This window comes from Escherichia sp. WS3063 (assembly GCF_046486595.1).
GTDB lineage: Bacteria > Pseudomonadota > Gammaproteobacteria > Enterobacterales > Enterobacteriaceae > Escherichia > Escherichia coli.
This window is the reverse complement of record NZ_JBJQKY010000011.1, coordinates 33357-49957: the sequence shown is the minus strand read 5'-3', so window position 1 is coordinate 49957 and position 16601 is coordinate 33357. Positions and strand designations below refer to the sequence as shown.

The following is a 16601-nucleotide window of genomic DNA, read 5'->3' as shown; positions in this document are numbered from 1 at the left end:
ACCGCGACAACAAGGAGTAAAGATGAGAACCGTTAAGGTATTTGAGGAGGCCTGGCCCTTACATACCCCGTTTGTGATTGCCCGGGGAAGTCGCAGTGAAGCGCGCGTGGTGGTGGTTGAACTGGAAGAAGATGGCGTCAAAGGTACGGGCGAATGTACGCCTTATCCGCGCTATGGCGAAAGTGATGCCTCGGTAATGGCGCAAATTATGAGCGTCGTGCCGCAATTAGAGAAAGGGCTGACACGGGAGGAGTTACAAAAAATCCTCCCTGCCGGCGCAGCACGTAATGCGCTGGATTGTGCATTGTGGGATCTGGCGGCGCGAAAACAGCAGCAATCGCTGGCTGATTTGATCGGCATAACGCTTTCCGAGACAGTCACCACGGCACAGACGATAGTCATCGGTACGCCTGATCAGATGGCCAATAGTGCATCAACACTCTGGCAGGCAGGCGCGAAATTACTGAAAGTGAAGCTGGATAACCATCTTATCAGTGAGCGGATGGTGGCAATTCGCACAGCTGTGCCCGATGCGACGCTGATCGTTGATGCAAATGAATCCTGGCGTGCAGAAGGGTTGGCGGCGCGTTGCCAGCTATTGGCAGATTTAGGCGTTGCGATGCTTGAACAACCGCTTTCTGCGCAGGACGATGCGGCGCTGGAGAATTTTATTCATCCGTTACCGATTTGTGCTGATGAAAGTTGTCATACTCGTAGCAATCTGAAGGCGCTGAAAGGGCGCTATGATATGGTTAACATTAAGCTTGATAAAACCGGTGGTCTGACGGAAGCGCTGGCGCTGGCGACTGAAGCGCGTGCACAAGGTTTTCGTCTGATGCTGGGCTGCATGTTGTGTACCTCTCGGGCCATTAGCGCCGCTTTACCGCTGGTGCCGCAGGTCAGTTTCGCCGATCTTGACGGACCGACCTGGCTGGCGGTAGATGTGGAACCGGCGCTTCAGTTCACGACGGGCGAATTGCATCTTTAGGATGCCAGCGCAGCAAGTTTGCCATCGCAAAGAGATATTTTTCGCTGGCTTCGTCGGAGGAGATGGGTGGAAACTCTGCGGTGATGCAATGCAAGTTGAGATCTGCACACCAACTGCCGAAAGAGCCAGGCGTTTCATAACCGACGCTGGTTACCAGAGGCAATTCAAACGCCTGGGCCAGCCATTCACCTAATTCGCTGTGTCTGGGATCTTCAATACAGGCCAGCGGATCGTGGAATGAGACCACCCAGGCAGGTTGAATGCGGTGTATAAGCTGGCACAGCGCCTGAGTTTCAGGTTCGGAGCCAGGTTTGTCACCTGTCAGTAAAACGACATCACGTTCTTCAGCGGCGCTGTTCCAGCGATAAACCGTTTCACCTTCCTTCCAGTTTGCTGCCGGAAAGTTTCTATTTAAATCCACGCCATTAGCATTGGCCCGTAACCCTAACTGGCAGCCGTCAGGATTCACACACAGCACCACATGATGGCGGCGCAAAGAAGGTGTCAATGTCCGCAGAGCACAGGAGAGGGTCACGACCGAAGAGTTTTCATCACCGTGGGTGCCAGCCAGAATCAAACCACTTTCGTGACTGGCGGCTGGGGCCGGAAACCAGATCAAAGGCGCGCCCAATAATGAACGTCCGTAATGTTCTGTACCGGGCGGAAATGCGCCGCGTTCGGCGCGTGGGCGAGTTACGGTCATGATCGTCTCTGGTTCAGGAAGTATTACAGGCAGTGTTGTGCAAATTTTGCGGATTATCAAATCCTTTTCTTCAACGCTATGTTATCGATCTTGTATCACTTTTTTGCCGGAAGTTGTTTGCATTTCTTTAAGGCGAAACAAATAATTACGCATCAATTTTAATGTCGGTTAGAGGGAAACTTATGAAGCACTCTGTTTCAGTCACGTGTTGTGCGCTGTTGGTCAGCAGCATTTCTCTTTCGTATGCTGCTGAAGTTCCGAGCGGCACAGTACTGGCAGAGAAGCAGGAGCTGGTGCGCCACATTAAAGATGAGCCTGCGTCGCTGGATCCCGCTAAAGCCGTGGGCCTGCCAGAGATTCAGGTCATTCGCGATCTGTTTGAAGGACTGGTGAATCAGAACGAAAAAGGGGAGATTGTCCCCGGCGTTGCGACTCAGTGGAAAAGTAATGACAACCGTATCTGGACATTTACCCTGCGCGATAACGCAAAATGGGCGGATGGCACTCCGGTAACGGCGCAAGATTTTGTCTACAGCTGGCAACGTCTGGTGGACCCAAAAACATTGTCGCCATTTGCATGGTTTGCCGCGCTGGCGGGAATCAACAACGCACAGGCGATTATTGATGGTAAAGCCACGCCTGACCAGCTTGGCGTCACCGCAGTTGATGCCCATACTTTGAAAATCCAGCTTGATAAACCGTTGCCGTGGTTTGTGAATTTAACCGCTAACTTTGCCTTCTTCCCGGTGCAAAAAGCCAACGTAGAAAGCAGTAAAGAGTGGACGAAACCCGGAAATCTGATCGGTAATGGCGCTTATGTTCTTAAAGAGCGCGTAGTCAATGAAAAACTGGTCGTGGTACCTAATACCCATTATTGGGATAACGCCAAAACGGTGCTGCAAAAAGTGACCTTCCTGCCAATTAATCAGGAATCCGCAGCCACTAAGCGTTATCTCGCGGGGGATATTGATATCACCGAATCCTTCCCGAAAAATATGTATCAGAAGCTGTTGAAGGATATTCCGGGGCAGGTTTATACGCCGCCGCAGCTCGGGACCTATTATTATGCGTTTAACACGCAAAAAGGGCCGACGGCAGATCAGCGAGTTCGTCTGGCATTAAGTATGACGATAGATCGCCGCCTGATGACCGAAAAAGTGTTAGGGACGGGTGAAAAGCCAGCGTGGCATTTTACACCAGATGTTACTGCAGGATTTACGCCGGAACCTTCGCCGTTTGAACAAATGAGTCAGGAAGAACTGAATGCGCAGGCAAAAACTTTGTTGAGCGCAGCTGGTTATGGTCCGCAAAAACCGCTGAAGTTGACGCTTTTGTATAACACTTCAGAAAACCATCAAAAAATTGCGATTGCTGTAGCATCGATGTGGAAAAAGAACCTGGGTGTAGATGTTAAATTGCAAAACCAGGAATGGAAAACCTATATCGATAGCCGTAACACCGGCAATTTTGATGTTATCCGCGCCTCGTGGGTAGGTGATTATAATGAACCCTCCACTTTCCTGACATTATTAACGTCAACGCATTCCGGGAATATTTCACGCTTTAACAATCCGGCATATGACAAAGTTCTGGCCCAGGCATCGACGGAAAATACCGTTAAAGCGCGTAATGCCGATTACAACGCGGCAGAAAAAATCCTCATGGAGCAAGCACCGATTGCACCAATTTATCAATATACCAATGGACGATTAATCAAGCCGTGGCTGAAAGGTTATCCCATTAATAACCCTGAAGATGTGGCGTACAGTCGGACTATGTATATTGTGAAGCATTGATGTGATGGGAACTGGCGTTACCCTTGTGGATAACGCCAGTGATGTCTGATTTAGCGACCCTGGTCCGGCGGTGTAATGTTATCCATATACAGCGTCTGACTGGGGAAGGCAAAGTCCGCACCGTGTGACTGTACAATATCGATAATCTTCAAATAAACGTCTTGCTGTGCAGCAAGCCATTCAGCCCATACCGTGGTTTTGGTAAAGCAATAAACCATAATATTCAATGAAGAGTCAGCAAACTGGTTGAAATAAACCAGTAAGGTTTGTCGCTGGTCGATGGCCGGGTGATTTTTCAGCATCTCACGTACGGCTTCGACAATAACGCCCACTTTTGCCGCATCCTCATAACGTAAACCAATGGTCGTGGTAATGCGCCGGTTGGTCATTCGTCCAGGATTTTCTACGCTGATCGACGAAAACAGCGAGTTCGGTACGTACAATGGACGATTATCAAAGGTCTTAATTTTGGTAATTCGCCAGCCAATTTCCGCTACTGTACCTTCGATATTTCTGTCCGGTGAACGGATCCAGTCGCCAATACTGAAAGGACGGTCGAAATAGAGCATAATCCCGGAAAAGAAGTTACTCAAAATATCTTTACCGGCCATACCGACAGCCAGACCACCAATACCACCAAAGGTCAACAAGCCAGAAAGGCTCATGCCGAAATGTTCGCCATAAAGCAGAACAAGCACCACAATAATGGTGATTTTGATAATGCGCGACATGATCCGCGCACTGGTGATATCGCGACCTTTTTTAATCTGCTGTTTTTCAAACTGATTAATCAGCAGAAATAGCTTAATCGTCAGAATAACCGCAATCAGGGACGTACAGATAAAATCGATAACGCCTGGGGTGATAAATTTGAGTTTATAGTTTTCTATAACATAGTTAATGATGCTACCAACAGCACTAATAATTATGGTGTAGATTAAAAATTGCACCGCATGGAATAAAAATCCTTTTCTTTTACGATTTCCACGGCGAAACCAAAAGCTCATCAGAATCAATGCTGCGCAGCTACCGAAAATAATGACCAGATTAAGCGCATTATTTGTAAACAGTTCAGCGATCATTGTTTTATCAGGCTCCTCCAGATAATTGTCGTCATGCCGGAAACCCCTGGCGGGGCTATTTTACCGCGACAATTCATTCAGATCATCAATAGTCAGGGAAGGAAGTAGCAACATTAGCTAACTAATCAATGCGTTGATTGTAAATCCAGCTAAGAGGTGAGGTTTTCAGAGCAGACAACGGTGAAATGTCATGGTATTGTTACGTTTAGGTAACAAGAAATTTGTCTGCACAAGGATTACATCATGATTATGGCGAAACTGAAGTCAGCGAAAGGGAAGAAATTTCTCTTTGGTTTGTTGGCGGTTTTCATTATTGCGGCGTCGGTTGTGACTCGCGCGACCATCGGCGGCGTTATAGAACAGTACAATATTCCGCTGTCTGAGTGGACGACATCAATGTATGTGATTCAGTCATCGATGATTTTTGTTTATAGCCTGGTCTTTACTGTGTTGCTGGCAATCCCGTTGGGAATTTATTTCCTTGGCGGCGAAGAGCAGTAAGTAAAAAATAGGCCCGATAACTCGGGCCTTGTCAGTTATTGAAGAGTCGTTAATCGTCTTCTTCGTCATCCAGTTCAACGGGTGTCTGATACTGGTCAGGTTTAATGACCAGCAGGTCGCAGCGAAGATGATCAATCACCTGTTCCGCCGTGTTGCCAAGGAATGCTGCTGAAATACCGGTGCGTCCGACCGTGCCCAGAACCACAATCCCCGCCTGTAAGTGCTCCGCCAAATCAGGAATCACCTCTTCGGGCAGACCTTTTTCTACGTGCGTCATGTTTTCATTAATGCCGAATTTCTGCCGCAGGGCTTTCATTGCCAGCAAATGTTGCCCACGAATGGCATCGTTATAAACGCTCGGATCAAATTCCGGCAGTTCAATCGCGATATTAATTGGCGTTACCGGATAAGCGCCAACCAGATGAACTTCGGTATGGTTGACTTGTTCCGCCAGTTCGATCGTCTCTTTGACCAGTTTTTCATTGAGCGCATTATGGTACGGTTCTTCACTGGCGAGATTCACCGCCACCAGCGCCTTACCCCCTTCCGGCCACGGCTGGTCTTTCACCATCCACACCGGGCTTGGGCATTTGCGTAACAGATGCCAGTCCGTTGGCGTAAAAATCACCGCTTCCAGACGGTCATGTTGGTGCGCCATTTTTAGCACCAAATCGTGCCCGCCGCTGATCACTTCCTGAATGATGGCTTCGAAAGGACGGTTATGCCAGACCACTTTAATTTCAATGGGAACGCCAGCATTGAGATAATATTTTGCCTGCTCGTGGATCCAGGCTGTACGCTGGCTGATGACGCCCTGACGCATAGCGGTACGTTCGTCCGGAGAGAGCAGGGTGGTCATTTCGTATGAGAAGTCATAGATCGGCAAAAAGGCTTTAATTTTGCCACCAATCCGTTGATGTAAATAAACAGCTCGCCGCAATGCTGGTTGGTCGTCCTGGTTAGGATCGATAACAACGAGCATGTTCTGATACATAGCCATACAGGGTCTCCTTACAACAACTGTCAACGCAGTTTGTAATTAAAAGATTAACCCATATCTGGTGAATGAAACAGTGATGAACCTTCTGTCAGATCAATAAATCAGAAAAATTTAATGATATGACAGAAGGATAGTGAGTTATGCGGAAGAATCAGGCAACGTTACGCGTGTGACCAGCAAGCTGGGCCAGCGCATCGTTATTTTCGATGGTGATGTATTTACCTTTGACTGCCAGCATACCGCTTTTCTGGAAGCGACCCAGCAGACGGCTGATGGTTTCTACCGTCAGGCCCAGATAGTTACCGATATCGCCACGAGTCATCGTCAGGCGGAATTCACGAGGGGAGAAGCCGCGTTGGGCAAAACGACGGGACAGGTTGTAGATGAATGCAGCCAGACGTTCCTCGGCATTTTTCTTCGACAACAGCAGGATCATGTCCTGATCGCCTTTGATTTCACCGCTCATCAGACGCATCATCTGCTGACGCAGATTCGGCATTTTACCGGACAAATCGTCCAGCGTTTCGAACGGGATTTCACATACCATCGAGGTTTCCAGCGCCTGCGCGAAGCTCGGGTGATGACCGCTGCCGATTGCATCAAATCCCACCAGGTCACCAGCTAAATGGAAACCAGTGATTTGCTCGTCGCCTTGCTCAGTAATGGTATAACTTTTAATCGTACCGGAGCGGATGGCATAAAGCGATTTTAGTTCATCACCAGCCTTAAACAGCGTCTGGCCTTTCTGAATAGGCTTCTTCCGCTCAATGATATTATCAAGCTGATCAAGCTCATGTTCGTTGAGTGTGAACGGGATGCAAAGCTGGCTGATGCTGCAATCCTGGCAATGGATAGCACAACCGCCAGACTGAATGCGCCGTATAATTCGCTTTTCCGGGATCATAGGTCTGCTCAAGCCGTAATTGATATTTGTCAATTTTAACATCTTTTTAGGGAGCAAGTAAGTCTAAGCAAACCTTAACAGCAGAGAATTCCGATATTAGATGTAAATATATGTCTATCTATTTGAAAACCCTTAAGTTGTTAAGGGTAACTTTACATAAAAGTGTGAACAAGCTGGCACAAATTGTTTAATGTTTACAGCAAAAGATAACCTTCGTGGCGTAATAACCACTCTTTTCGCTGAACTCCGCCTGCATATCCGGTCATGGTACCGTTTCTGCCAATGACCCGATGACAAGGCACAACAATGCTGATGGGATTCGATCCATTTGCCGCACCTACGGCACGCGCCGCACCGGGGCGGCCCAATTGTTCAGCCAGTTGGCCGTAATGCATTACCTGCCCGCAGGGGATTGTGCGTAATGTTTTCCAGACTTCGCGCTGAAATGGCGTCCCCCCCGTGGCAGTGGGAAGCGTATCAATAATGCTAAGATTACCGGCAAAATATTCACGAAGCTTGTCGCTTAAACCACCTGGGTTGGTGGCAGAAATGCGCTCATAGCCTTCTTTGCGATAATGGATGTCCAGCAGCTGCACCATGCGTTCGCTGTACTCTTCCCATTCAACCGCCCGCAGGCGAAATTGCTCATCGCAAATCACCCACAGTGGACCCAGTGGCGTGACAATTTTTTCTTCAAGTAATCTCAGCATCCGTTCTCTCTTAAGACAAACGTGGGTAAATCCCCGGACCTATCGGCAGACCGACAAGATACCACGCCAGCAACATCAGCAGCCATACCACCAAAAAGATAAGTGGATAGGGCAAAACTAACGAATAGTAAGTACCTAGTTTCGCGTCTGGTTTGTAACGTTGCAGGAATCCAAGAAACAGTGGAACAAAAGGAGATACCGGCGCTAAAGGCAATACGGATGAGTCGGCAATACGAAAGAGGATTTGCGCAAATGCCGGGTGAAAGCCAAGTAGCATAAACATTGGTACGAAAATGGGGGCCAGAATCGACCAGATTGCGGAACCGCTGGCGATAAACATGCATAAGAAAGAGGAAAGCAACGCCAGACCGACAAACGCCGGGATGCCGCTAAGCCCTGAACTTTCCAGTATATCGGTCAGCCCCACGGCGATGAATTTCCCCATGTTGCTCCAGTTAAACATGGCGACAAACTGGGCGAGGGGAAAAACCATCACGATAAATCCCGCCATCTCTTTCATCGGTTCAATCATTAAATGCGGTAAATCCGCCTGATGTCGAATTGTGCGGGTAGCGATGCCATAAGCCAGCGAGACCACAAAGAAAAAAAGAATGATCAGTGGCACGATACCTTTAATAAAGGGGGATGGCATCACGGTGTGATTAATCGGATCGCGCAATATCCCGTTTTCCGGGATCACCATCAGCGCAATCGCAGCAATAAAAAGTAGCGATACGACACCTGCTATGCGTAAACCAAAACGCTGACTTTCGGTCAATGTCTGCAGTTTCTCATCGCTGTTTCCCTGCCATTGACCTAACCGTGGCTCGATGATTTTGTCGGTTATCAGGCCGCCAACAATCGTCAGTACGACTACGGAGCTGGCCATAAAATACCAGTTATCAATTACACTGACGTGCATTTGCGGATTGAACGCAGCCGCAGCCTCCGTGCTGATCCCCGACAGCAACACGTCGGTTGTGACAATCAGTAAATTAGCCGTAAAGCCGCAACCTACGCCTGCAATGGCGGCAAGTAAACCTGCAACTGGATGCCTGCCCACCGCCAGAAAAATTAGCGCACCCATCGGTGGCATGATCACTAACGCCGCATCGGAAGAAATGTGGCTGAAAAAAGCAATAAACAGCACCATATAACTGGCGTAGCGGGCATTAACATGCGATGCCATTTTAACCATTAGCGCTGGCAGTAAGCCTACGCGCTCCGCCAGACCGGCACCTAAAACCAGCGCCAGGATCGCACCAAGTGGAGCAAAACCGCTAAAGTTTTTAATAACATTGGGTAAAAACCAGTGTAATCCTTCCACACTGAGCAGGTTTTTCACCACCACCGGCGTACCATCGGTCGGGTTTTTCGCACTGACGCCAAAGGCCGACAAAATTGCCGTCGTCACCATGAGTACGATAATCAAATAGATAAAGAGCAAAAAAGGATGGGGAACCTTGTTACCAATTCTTTCGACCCAGCCATAGAGCTTCCCGGATTGGGAGGACGACGGTATGGATGACATACTCATGGGCATTCCTCGTTTGTTGTGTTTGCGTTGTTGTTGTTATTTTAAAGGTGACGGTGTCACGTTTTTCGGGATAGGGCAGTGATACGGTTGCGTGTCCGTAACTTGCTGATGCTCTTGTTGGCATTCTTGCAATAGCCCTGAATCAATGAAGAGATTAAGTGTGGTTGCTGCCATAGTTTTCGCCGCCAGCAGCATTCCTTTATGAGCAATAGATGTTCGCCCCTGGCTAACCAGTTGCCACGTATGTAGCGGGGTACCGACGGCAAAACAGGGGCTGAAACACTGGGCAACAGGCAGTTTCCAACTGACGTCGCCGACATCAGTCGATGCCGCAAGCACGTTATCGGTGGCGGCATATGGAGCGACTTCATTCGCCAGTACCGTTTCACGATGACGTAGTGCAAAAGCCTTGCCGTTTTCGCCACCGGTTGCGGCGATATTATTCAGACTGTTTTGCCGATCGTTGGGGGTGAGCGTAGCCTGAATTTGTTTCGCAAAAGCCAGTTCTTCGGAGTTCCATTCCGGGGTACCAAAATGGGATAGGGCTCGGTACATGGCATTTTCTAAGGTGCGATTCGGGAGATAACTGGAACAGGCTTTGTCGAAGCGGCATTCAACCGTGGTTTCGGTCATCAATGCCGCACCTTCGGCGATTTTGGCGACCCGATCATAAATATGCTGCACATCGGTCATTTCGGGGGCGCGGATAAGATAAAGCACTTCTGCCTGCGCCTGGACCACGTTGGGCGAGATCCCGCCGCTATCTGTGATGGCATAGTGTACGCGCGCTTTTTCAATAATATGTTCGTTGAGGAAGTTGGTGCCAGTGGTCATCAACGTTACGGCATCAAGGGCGCTGCGTCCCAAATGAGGGGAATTCGCGGCATGTGCTGCGATCCCTTTAAAGCGCCATGATGCCTGAATGTTTGCCAGCGTGCGGGTATTGAACATACCGGCAAAGGCTTCCGGGTGCCAGGTGAGTGCCGCATCCACATCATCAAATACCCCCTCGCGGACCATGAACGTTTTACCCGAGCCGCCTTCTTCGCCAGGACAACCATAAAAGCGCACCGTGCCGCCTTGCCCATATTGTTCCAGCCATTTCTTGACGGCTATTGCAGCGGCAAAGGCGGCGGTTCCCAGCAAATTGTGTCCGCAACCGTGACCATTTTCACCGGGCGTCGCGGATGTAGGTTGCGCGCAACTTGCTTGCTGACTTAAACCTGCCAGGGCGTCATATTCCCCCAGCAGGGCGATAACCGGTTTGCCTTGACCAAACGAAGCAATAAAGGCATTTGGGATATTGCCTACGTTGCGGGTAACGGTGAAGCCTGCAGACTCCAGCGCCGAAGCCAGATGCTCCGCTGACCAGAACTCTTCAAAACGTGTTTCTGGATGATCCCAGATTTGATCGGCAATATCGGTATAACGTTGGCGATCGGCTTCAATCGCATCGTCGATAAAACGATAGATTTCCTGCATCAGATACCTCGCGTCCAGGGAAAATTGAGCGCGGTGCGCGCCAGCGTTTCGACGGCAATAGCGAGAACCTGCTCGTCAAAATCGAATTTTTCATTGTGATGACCTGCCGCCAGCTGTGTGCCAAATACCATGTAGGAGGCTTGCCCTTGATGTCGCTGCACGCGGGCCATCATTAATGTGGCATCTTCGGAACCCGCAGGCGCTTCAACACGTTCAATGGCCTGATTGACCCCCGCGACCTGAGCCGCCTGGATTTGCAACCATGCGACCCATTGCGGCGAAGGAGAACTGGCGGTAGCAGCACCCATCAGACGAGTTTCAACGCCGACACCATACATGGTTGCTGCGCCCTGAATCGCTTGTTGTGCACGTTCAAAAACATATTGATTAATGACGTCGCTGGCCCCGCGTGTTTCCACTTTCAGCAACGCCGAGGCAGGAACAACATTACGACCGCTTCCTGCCTGCATAACGCCCACGTTTACTCTGGAAGCGCCTTCGCTGTGCGGGGCGATTGCATGCAGTGCAAGAGTTGCTTGTGCTGCAGCCAACAAGGCATTGTGACCGTCTTCTGGTTTTGCGCCTGCGTGAGCGGCGGTCCCGGTGAAGTGCGCGTCAAATTTGGTGGTTGCCATAAAATTATCACTGCCGCACACCACGGTGCCCGCAGGTACGCCAGTGCCAATGTGAACGGCAGTAAAATAATCAACATCATCCACTACTCCTGCATCGACCATCGCCCGCGCGCCACGCGTACCTTCCTCTGCAGGTTGAAAAATCAGTTTGATGACGCCATGTAGTCCGGACTCGAACTGTTTAAGGGTATGCGCCAGCCCAAGCCCAATGGCGGTATGTCCATCATGACCACAGGCATGCATCATTCCGGCGTTACATGACGCAAAACCGTCGCGGTAGGGGCGATGGCTGACATCCTGCTCTTCACTGAGATCCAGCGCGTCCATATCGACACGGAAAGCCATCACCGGACCGGGGCGACCAGTATCCAGGGTAGCGACGATGCCAGTGAAACCGCCTTCAAAAGCCGCAATCCATTGTTCTAGCGCCCCCTGTTGACGAGCGCGCTCGAATTCGCGTTGTAGAGTGAATTCATCAGGTAATCCCATCCGGCTACTTTCATTAACGACTTCGCGGCCCAGCGCCAGTGAATAACCGAGCTGGTGCAATTCTTCCGCAACAACGGTGGCAGTGCGGAATTCCACCCAGCCAGACTCTGCATAGTGGTGAAAATCACGTCGCCAGTGCGATAATTTTGGGGCAAGCGAATTAATAAATTGATTCAAAGACTCCATAACCTTTCCCGTCATCAGTAAAAAGTGTGACCCGGTTCACGTAGCGATAGTTTTTACTTATCACTAACTGATTTTTCACAGTTTTAACCGTTCATAAATTACCCTGACACAATCATCTGCATTAAAGTAGATGCCAGTTTCTTTGGTCTGATAAATAACGGTTATCGGTGGCGTCATGGCTTTTCAGGTAAAAATTCATCAAATTCGGGCTTTTGTTGAAGTGGCTCGTCAGGGCAGCATTCGCGGAGCGAGCCGAATGTTGAATATGTCGCAACCGGCACTGAGTAAATCTATTCAGGAGCTGGAAGAAGGGTTGGCGGCACAACTCTTTTTTCGCCGTAGTAAAGGCGTGACGTTAACTGATGCCGGTGAAAGTTTTTATCAGCACGCCAGTCTTATTCTTGAAGAGCTGCGCGCAGCGCAAGAGGATATTCGCCAACGACAAGGGCAACTGGCAGGGCAAATTAATATCGGCATGGGGGCCAGTATTTCCCGCAGTCTGATGCCAGCTGTCATATCTCGTTTTCATCAGCAGCATCCGCAGGTAAAAGTACGCATTATGGAAGGGCAACTGGTGTCGATGATTAATGAATTGCGCCAGGGAGAACTGGATTTCACCATCAATACCTATTATCAGGGACCCTACGACCACGAATTTACTTTTGAGAAATTACTGGAAAAGCAATTCGCGATCTTTTGCCGCCCGGGACATCCCGCCATTGGTGCCCGTTCGATCAAACAGTTACTGGACTACAGCTGGACAATGCCGACGCCACACGGCAGCTACTACAAACAGTTGAGTGAATTGCTTGACGATCAGGCGCAAACGCCACAGGTCGGCGTAGTCTGCGAGACGTTCTCAGCCTGTATCAGTCTGGTGGCAAAAAGCGATTTTCTCAGCATACTACCTGAAGAAATGGGCTGCGATCCCTTGCACGGACAGGGGCTGGTGATGTTGCCGGTTAGCGAAATTTTACCGAAAGCGACCTATTATTTGATTCAGCGGCGTGATAGTCGCCAGACACCACTGACCGCGTCATTAATCACGCAATTTCGGCGAGAATGCGGCTATCTGCAAAGTTAAAACTGCATAAAAAAATAGAGTCTGTCGACATCCGCCAGACTCTACAGTACACACAGCAGTGCATCCGCGTCTTAAATCCGGCATGGTCTCCTCTGCGCCGGTGACTGTGTTATAACGGTTTTAACCTTTAGTTGCCAATTTTCTTCAGTGACAGATTTCACGAAAATATAAGTTACATTATTAATATAGTGAATGAATAATCATGCATAAGCATTTTGCTTAAAATATCGGCAACATTTGGAACTTATTACTGGAAATTTGGGTAATACGTTGTTGGACCAGCCCGGTCTGGTTATCATATCGCGCTCTTAATTGCGGGAGGATGTAACATGAACCTTGACGACAAATCGCTGTTTCTTGACGCCATGGAAGATGTCCAGCCGCTGAAACGTGCTACAGATGTCCACTGGCATCCAACGCGTAACCAACGTGCGCCGCAGCGTATCGACACGCTGCAACTTGATAATTTCCTCACCACTGGATTTCTCGACATCATCCCGCTAACTCAGCCGCTGGAGTTTCGGCGGGAAGGGTTGCAACATGGGGTGCTGGATAAGCTGCGCAGTGGTAAATATCCGCAACAGGCGAGCCTGAATCTTTTGCGCCAGCCGGTGGAAGAGTGCCGCAAAATGGTGTTCAGTTTCATTCAACAAGCCCTGGCGGATGGTTTGCGTAATGTGCTGATTATTCATGGTAAAGGGCGGGAAGATAAATCGCATGCCAATATTGTCCGCAGCTATGTGGCGCGCTGGTTGACCGAATTTGATGATGTCCAGGCATATTGTACCGCGCTACCGCATCATGGCGGCAGCGGGGCGTGTTACGTCGCACTACGTAAAACGGCACAGGCAAAGCAAGAAAACTGGGAGCGCCACGCTAAGCGCAGTCGTTGATCTCGAGACGCATCCGCGGCTTATGCCGCCAGCACGCGGTTGCGTCCATCATTTTTCGCCCGATACAAAGCATCATCAACGCGTTTAAACAGCTCATCGATGCTTTCATTTCCTTCGTGATGCGCCACACCAATGCTGACGGTAAAGCGTGGTAAGCCCGAAATACTCACTTTTGCCACGCTTACGCGGATAGTTTCAGCCAGCGAAAGCGCGGTATCCAGTGGGGTTCTTGGTAGCAATAAGACAAACTCTTCGCCTCCCCAACGAAACACCAAATCGCCTTTGCGAGCGCAACTTTCGAGGGTGCGGGCGAGGGCGCATAACACCTCATCACCTTTAGAATGCCCATAGAGATCGTTAATGTGTTTAAAACGATCGGTGTCGATGAGCAATAAGCTGTAATCCTGAGCGATGGCGAGGTGCTGCATTTGGCCTGGCTCGGTAATGTGATAAAACTGTCGCCGATTCAGTAATCCGGTCATCGCGTCATGGTGGGCAGCATGTTCCAGCTGCTCCTCCAGCCGTTTTTGCTCAGTAATATCATGCACAATACATAACATGAGCTTGTCGCCATAAATTTCAATCGGACCGGCATAGGTCTGCACATGACGAGTCGAACCATCCGCCAGTTTATGAACAAAATTCAAAGGCTTATGGCCACCGGGTAAATGCGAAATTTCATGCATGATAGGCATGACGCGTCGCCCGAGCATATTTATTTCCCAGGTATGTTTCTGGCACATCGTTTCATGGTTATAGCCATAGAAATTGAGTGCGGCGAGGTTAGCATCAACGATTTGGCCATCTCGTGAGGGGTCAATCAACAACATTGGTGCAGAGTTAGTCAGAAAAAAGCGCGCATAAAAACCTTGTTTTTTGCGCTGATAATTTGCCGAGCGACTGGCTTTTAAACCCAGCGTTGCCGGTGCTTCGATACCTTCGAAAATAATCACCGGTTCTGCTTCTGTAAGCTCTCGCAAAACAAGCCGACAGCTTAATGCTGTTTCCTCTTCTTTACGTTGAACGGTGAGGATTTCGATAATATCGTGTTGGTTTTGCAGATCGGAGAGGTATTTTGGCAGTTCTTTTTGTGAGGAGACGGAATAGGGACCGGTTCGTAGCTGACTAAACGTGAGGTCTTGCATCAACAGTCGCGCCGCGCTGTTGGCATAAATTAACTGTTCCTCAAAGGGCGAAACGATCCAGACAGGACTGGTGAGTAAGTCCAGGGTATTGAAGTTGTGCGTAATCATTGAGATCCCGTTATTTTTATCAATTTTTGTTGCTATCCGATCGCAAAAAAGCCACGTCATATGATCAGATAATTCTGATAATGATAGACGCTATTTAACACTTCACACGGTTTGTATATGGAAAAGCATTTTGCTTTTTGTATTCAATTTAGACAGAATTTTATTAATCATTTCAGGGTAATGGGGTGATGAGATGTTGCGTAACAGGGCCAGAAGGCTAGACTACAAAATAATGCGTTGATGATGGAGGCACTGTGGAAGCGATTAAGGGATCGGACGTTAATGTCCCGGATGCAGTATTTGCATGGATGCTGGATGGTAGAGGCGGCGTTAAACCGCTGGAAAATACAGATGTGATTGATGAAGCGCATCCCTGCTGGCTCCACCTTAATTATGTACACCATGATAGCGCCCAATGGCTGGCGACAACACCGCTGCTTCCCAATAACGTACGTGATGCGCTGGCGGGCGAGAGCACACGGCCCCGAGTCAGCCGTCTCGGTGAAGGCACGCTGATTACATTGCGCTGTATAAACGGCAGCACCGATGAACGCCCCGATCAACTGGTCGCCATGCGTGTATATATGGACGGGCGGTTAATTGTTTCGACCCGACAACGCAAAGTGCTGGCGCTGGACGATGTGGTAAGCGATCTGGAAGAGGGCACGGGTCCGACCGATTGCGGGGGATGGCTGGTGGATGTGTGCGATGCGTTGACCGATCATTCCAGCGAATTTATCGAGCAGCTGCATGATAAAATTATCGACCTTGAAGATAATCTCCTTGATCAGCAAATTCCACCGCGTGGATTCCTGGCTCTTCTGCGCAAACAATTAATTGTGATGCGTCGCTATATGGCACCGCAACGTGATGTTTATGCTCGTCTTGCCAGTGAACGTTTGCCGTGGATGAGCGATGACCAACGCCGTCGGATGCAGGATATTGCCGATCGCCTTGGGCGCGGCCTTGACGAAATCGACGCCTGTATAGCACGGACTGGCGTGATGGCGGATGAAATCGCTCAGGTGATGCAGGAAAATTTAGCGCGTCGTACCTATACAATGTCGTTGATGGCAATGGTCTTTTTACCCAGTACCTTTCTGACCGGGTTATTTGGCGTCAACCTTGGTGGGATCCCTGGCGGCGGGTGGCAATTCGGATTTTCAATTTTTTGTATTCTGTTAGTTGTTCTTATTGGCGGTGTTGCTTTATGGTTGCATCGTAGTAAATGGTTGTAACAAAAGCAATTTCTCCGGGATTCTGTATACAAAAACGCCGTAAAGTTTGAGCGAAGTCAATAAACTCCCTACCTAATCAGGGCAATATCTCTCTCGCAGGTGAATGCAACGTCAAGCGAT

General features: G+C 49.3%; 16 protein-coding genes. 7 read left to right on the top strand and 9 right to left on the bottom strand.

The features are described 5' to 3' along the window. The first annotated feature begins 22 nt into the window (after positions 1-22). The gene (gene ycjG, locus ACJHYW_RS12920; RefSeq protein WP_001361834.1) at positions 23-988 is read left to right on the top strand and encodes an L-Ala-D/L-Glu epimerase; all 966 of its coding nucleotides are present in this window, start codon (positions 23-25) and stop codon (positions 986-988) included. Here ycjG and mpaA read toward each other — a convergent pair. Next, positions 963-1691, bottom strand: a complete 729-nt coding sequence (gene mpaA, locus ACJHYW_RS12915; protein WP_001327891.1) for a murein tripeptide amidase MpaA — start codon at positions 1689-1691, stop codon at positions 963-965. The two genes, ycjG and mpaA, sit on opposite strands and share 26 nt — an antisense overlap. Before the next feature lie 182 nt (positions 1692-1873). On the opposite strand from mpaA, the gene mppA reads away from it, so the two are divergent. Further along, positions 1874-3487 (top strand): murein tripeptide ABC transporter substrate-binding protein MppA, encoded by a 1614-nt coding sequence (mppA, locus tag ACJHYW_RS12910; protein WP_000683029.1) that lies wholly within the window; start codon positions 1874-1876, stop codon positions 3485-3487. A 50-nt stretch (positions 3488-3537) separates the two neighbouring features. Here mppA and ynaI read toward each other — a convergent pair whose 3' ends face one another. Then, entirely contained in the window at positions 3538-4569 is a 1032-nt protein-coding gene (ynaI, locus tag ACJHYW_RS12905; protein ID WP_000559889.1) for a low conductance mechanosensitive channel YnaI, read from the bottom strand. Between the two features lie 243 nt (positions 4570-4812). On the opposite strand from ynaI, the gene ACJHYW_RS12900 reads away from it, so the two are divergent. Continuing rightward, entirely contained in the window at positions 4813-5070 is a 258-nt protein-coding gene (locus ACJHYW_RS12900) for a DUF2534 family protein (protein ID WP_000605090.1), read from the top strand. Between the two features lie 49 nt (positions 5071-5119). Here the strand turns inward: ACJHYW_RS12900 and uspE are convergent, their stop codons facing one another. The 6 genes from uspE to abgA all read right to left on the bottom strand — a co-directional run bounded on the left by uspE (position 5120) and on the right by abgA (position 12013). Continuing rightward, positions 5120-6070 (bottom strand): universal stress protein UspE, encoded by a 951-nt coding sequence (gene uspE, locus ACJHYW_RS12895; protein WP_001262123.1) that lies wholly within the window; start codon positions 6068-6070, stop codon positions 5120-5122. A 151-nt stretch (positions 6071-6221) separates the two neighbouring features. Further along, positions 6222-6974 (bottom strand): fumarate/nitrate reduction transcriptional regulator Fnr, encoded by a 753-nt coding sequence (gene fnr / locus ACJHYW_RS12890; RefSeq protein ID WP_000611911.1) that lies wholly within the window; start codon positions 6972-6974, stop codon positions 6222-6224. Between the two features lie 194 nt (positions 6975-7168). Beyond that, on the bottom strand, positions 7169-7684 hold the full coding sequence (ogt, locus tag ACJHYW_RS12885) for a methylated-DNA--[protein]-cysteine S-methyltransferase (protein WP_000945046.1): 516 nt from the start codon (positions 7682-7684) through the stop codon (positions 7169-7171). Positions 7685-7694: 10 nt separating this feature from the next. Beyond that, positions 7695-9221: a p-aminobenzoyl-glutamate transporter gene (gene abgT / locus ACJHYW_RS12880; RefSeq protein ID WP_000062964.1), complete on the bottom strand. Its 1527-nt coding sequence runs from the start codon at positions 9219-9221 to the stop codon at positions 7695-7697. A gap of 36 nt (positions 9222-9257) precedes the next feature. Beyond that, the gene (gene abgB / locus ACJHYW_RS12875) at positions 9258-10703 is read right to left on the bottom strand and encodes a p-aminobenzoyl-glutamate hydrolase subunit AbgB (protein WP_001156455.1); all 1446 of its coding nucleotides are present in this window, start codon (positions 10701-10703) and stop codon (positions 9258-9260) included. Continuing rightward, positions 10703-12013 carry a p-aminobenzoyl-glutamate hydrolase subunit AbgA gene (abgA, locus tag ACJHYW_RS12870; RefSeq protein ID WP_000444923.1) on the bottom strand — a complete coding sequence of 437 codons (1311 nt, stop codon included), beginning with the start codon at positions 12011-12013 and terminating at the stop codon, positions 10703-10705. The genes abgB and abgA overlap by 1 nt, the downstream gene beginning before the upstream one ends. Positions 12014-12188: 175 nt before the next feature. Between abgA and ACJHYW_RS12865 the strand changes: the two genes are divergently transcribed. Both ACJHYW_RS12865 and smrA read left to right on the top strand, forming a co-directional pair. Beyond that, positions 12189-13097: a LysR family transcriptional regulator gene (locus ACJHYW_RS12865; RefSeq protein ID WP_000885457.1), complete on the top strand. Its 909-nt coding sequence runs from the start codon at positions 12189-12191 to the stop codon at positions 13095-13097. 329 nt (positions 13098-13426) lie between these two features. After that, positions 13427-13990, top strand: a complete 564-nt coding sequence (smrA, locus tag ACJHYW_RS12860; RefSeq protein ID WP_001046840.1) for a DNA endonuclease SmrA — start codon at positions 13427-13429, stop codon at positions 13988-13990. Positions 13991-14010: 20 nt separating this feature from the next. Here the strand turns inward: smrA and dgcM are convergent, their stop codons facing one another. Continuing rightward, entirely contained in the window at positions 14011-15243 is a 1233-nt protein-coding gene (gene dgcM / locus ACJHYW_RS12855) for a diguanylate cyclase DgcM (RefSeq protein WP_001361837.1), read from the bottom strand. Positions 15244-15436: 193 nt separating this feature from the next. Between dgcM and ydaN the strand changes: the two genes are divergently transcribed. Further along, a complete protein-coding gene (gene ydaN, locus ACJHYW_RS12850) occupies positions 15437-15484 on the top strand; it encodes a protein YnaN (protein WP_211180494.1) in 48 nt (15 codons plus the stop codon). 13 nt (positions 15485-15497) lie between these two features. Continuing rightward, positions 15498-16481 (top strand): zinc transporter ZntB, encoded by a 984-nt coding sequence (zntB, locus tag ACJHYW_RS12845; RefSeq protein WP_000387388.1) that lies wholly within the window; start codon positions 15498-15500, stop codon positions 16479-16481. Positions 16482-16601 lie beyond the last annotated feature (120 nt).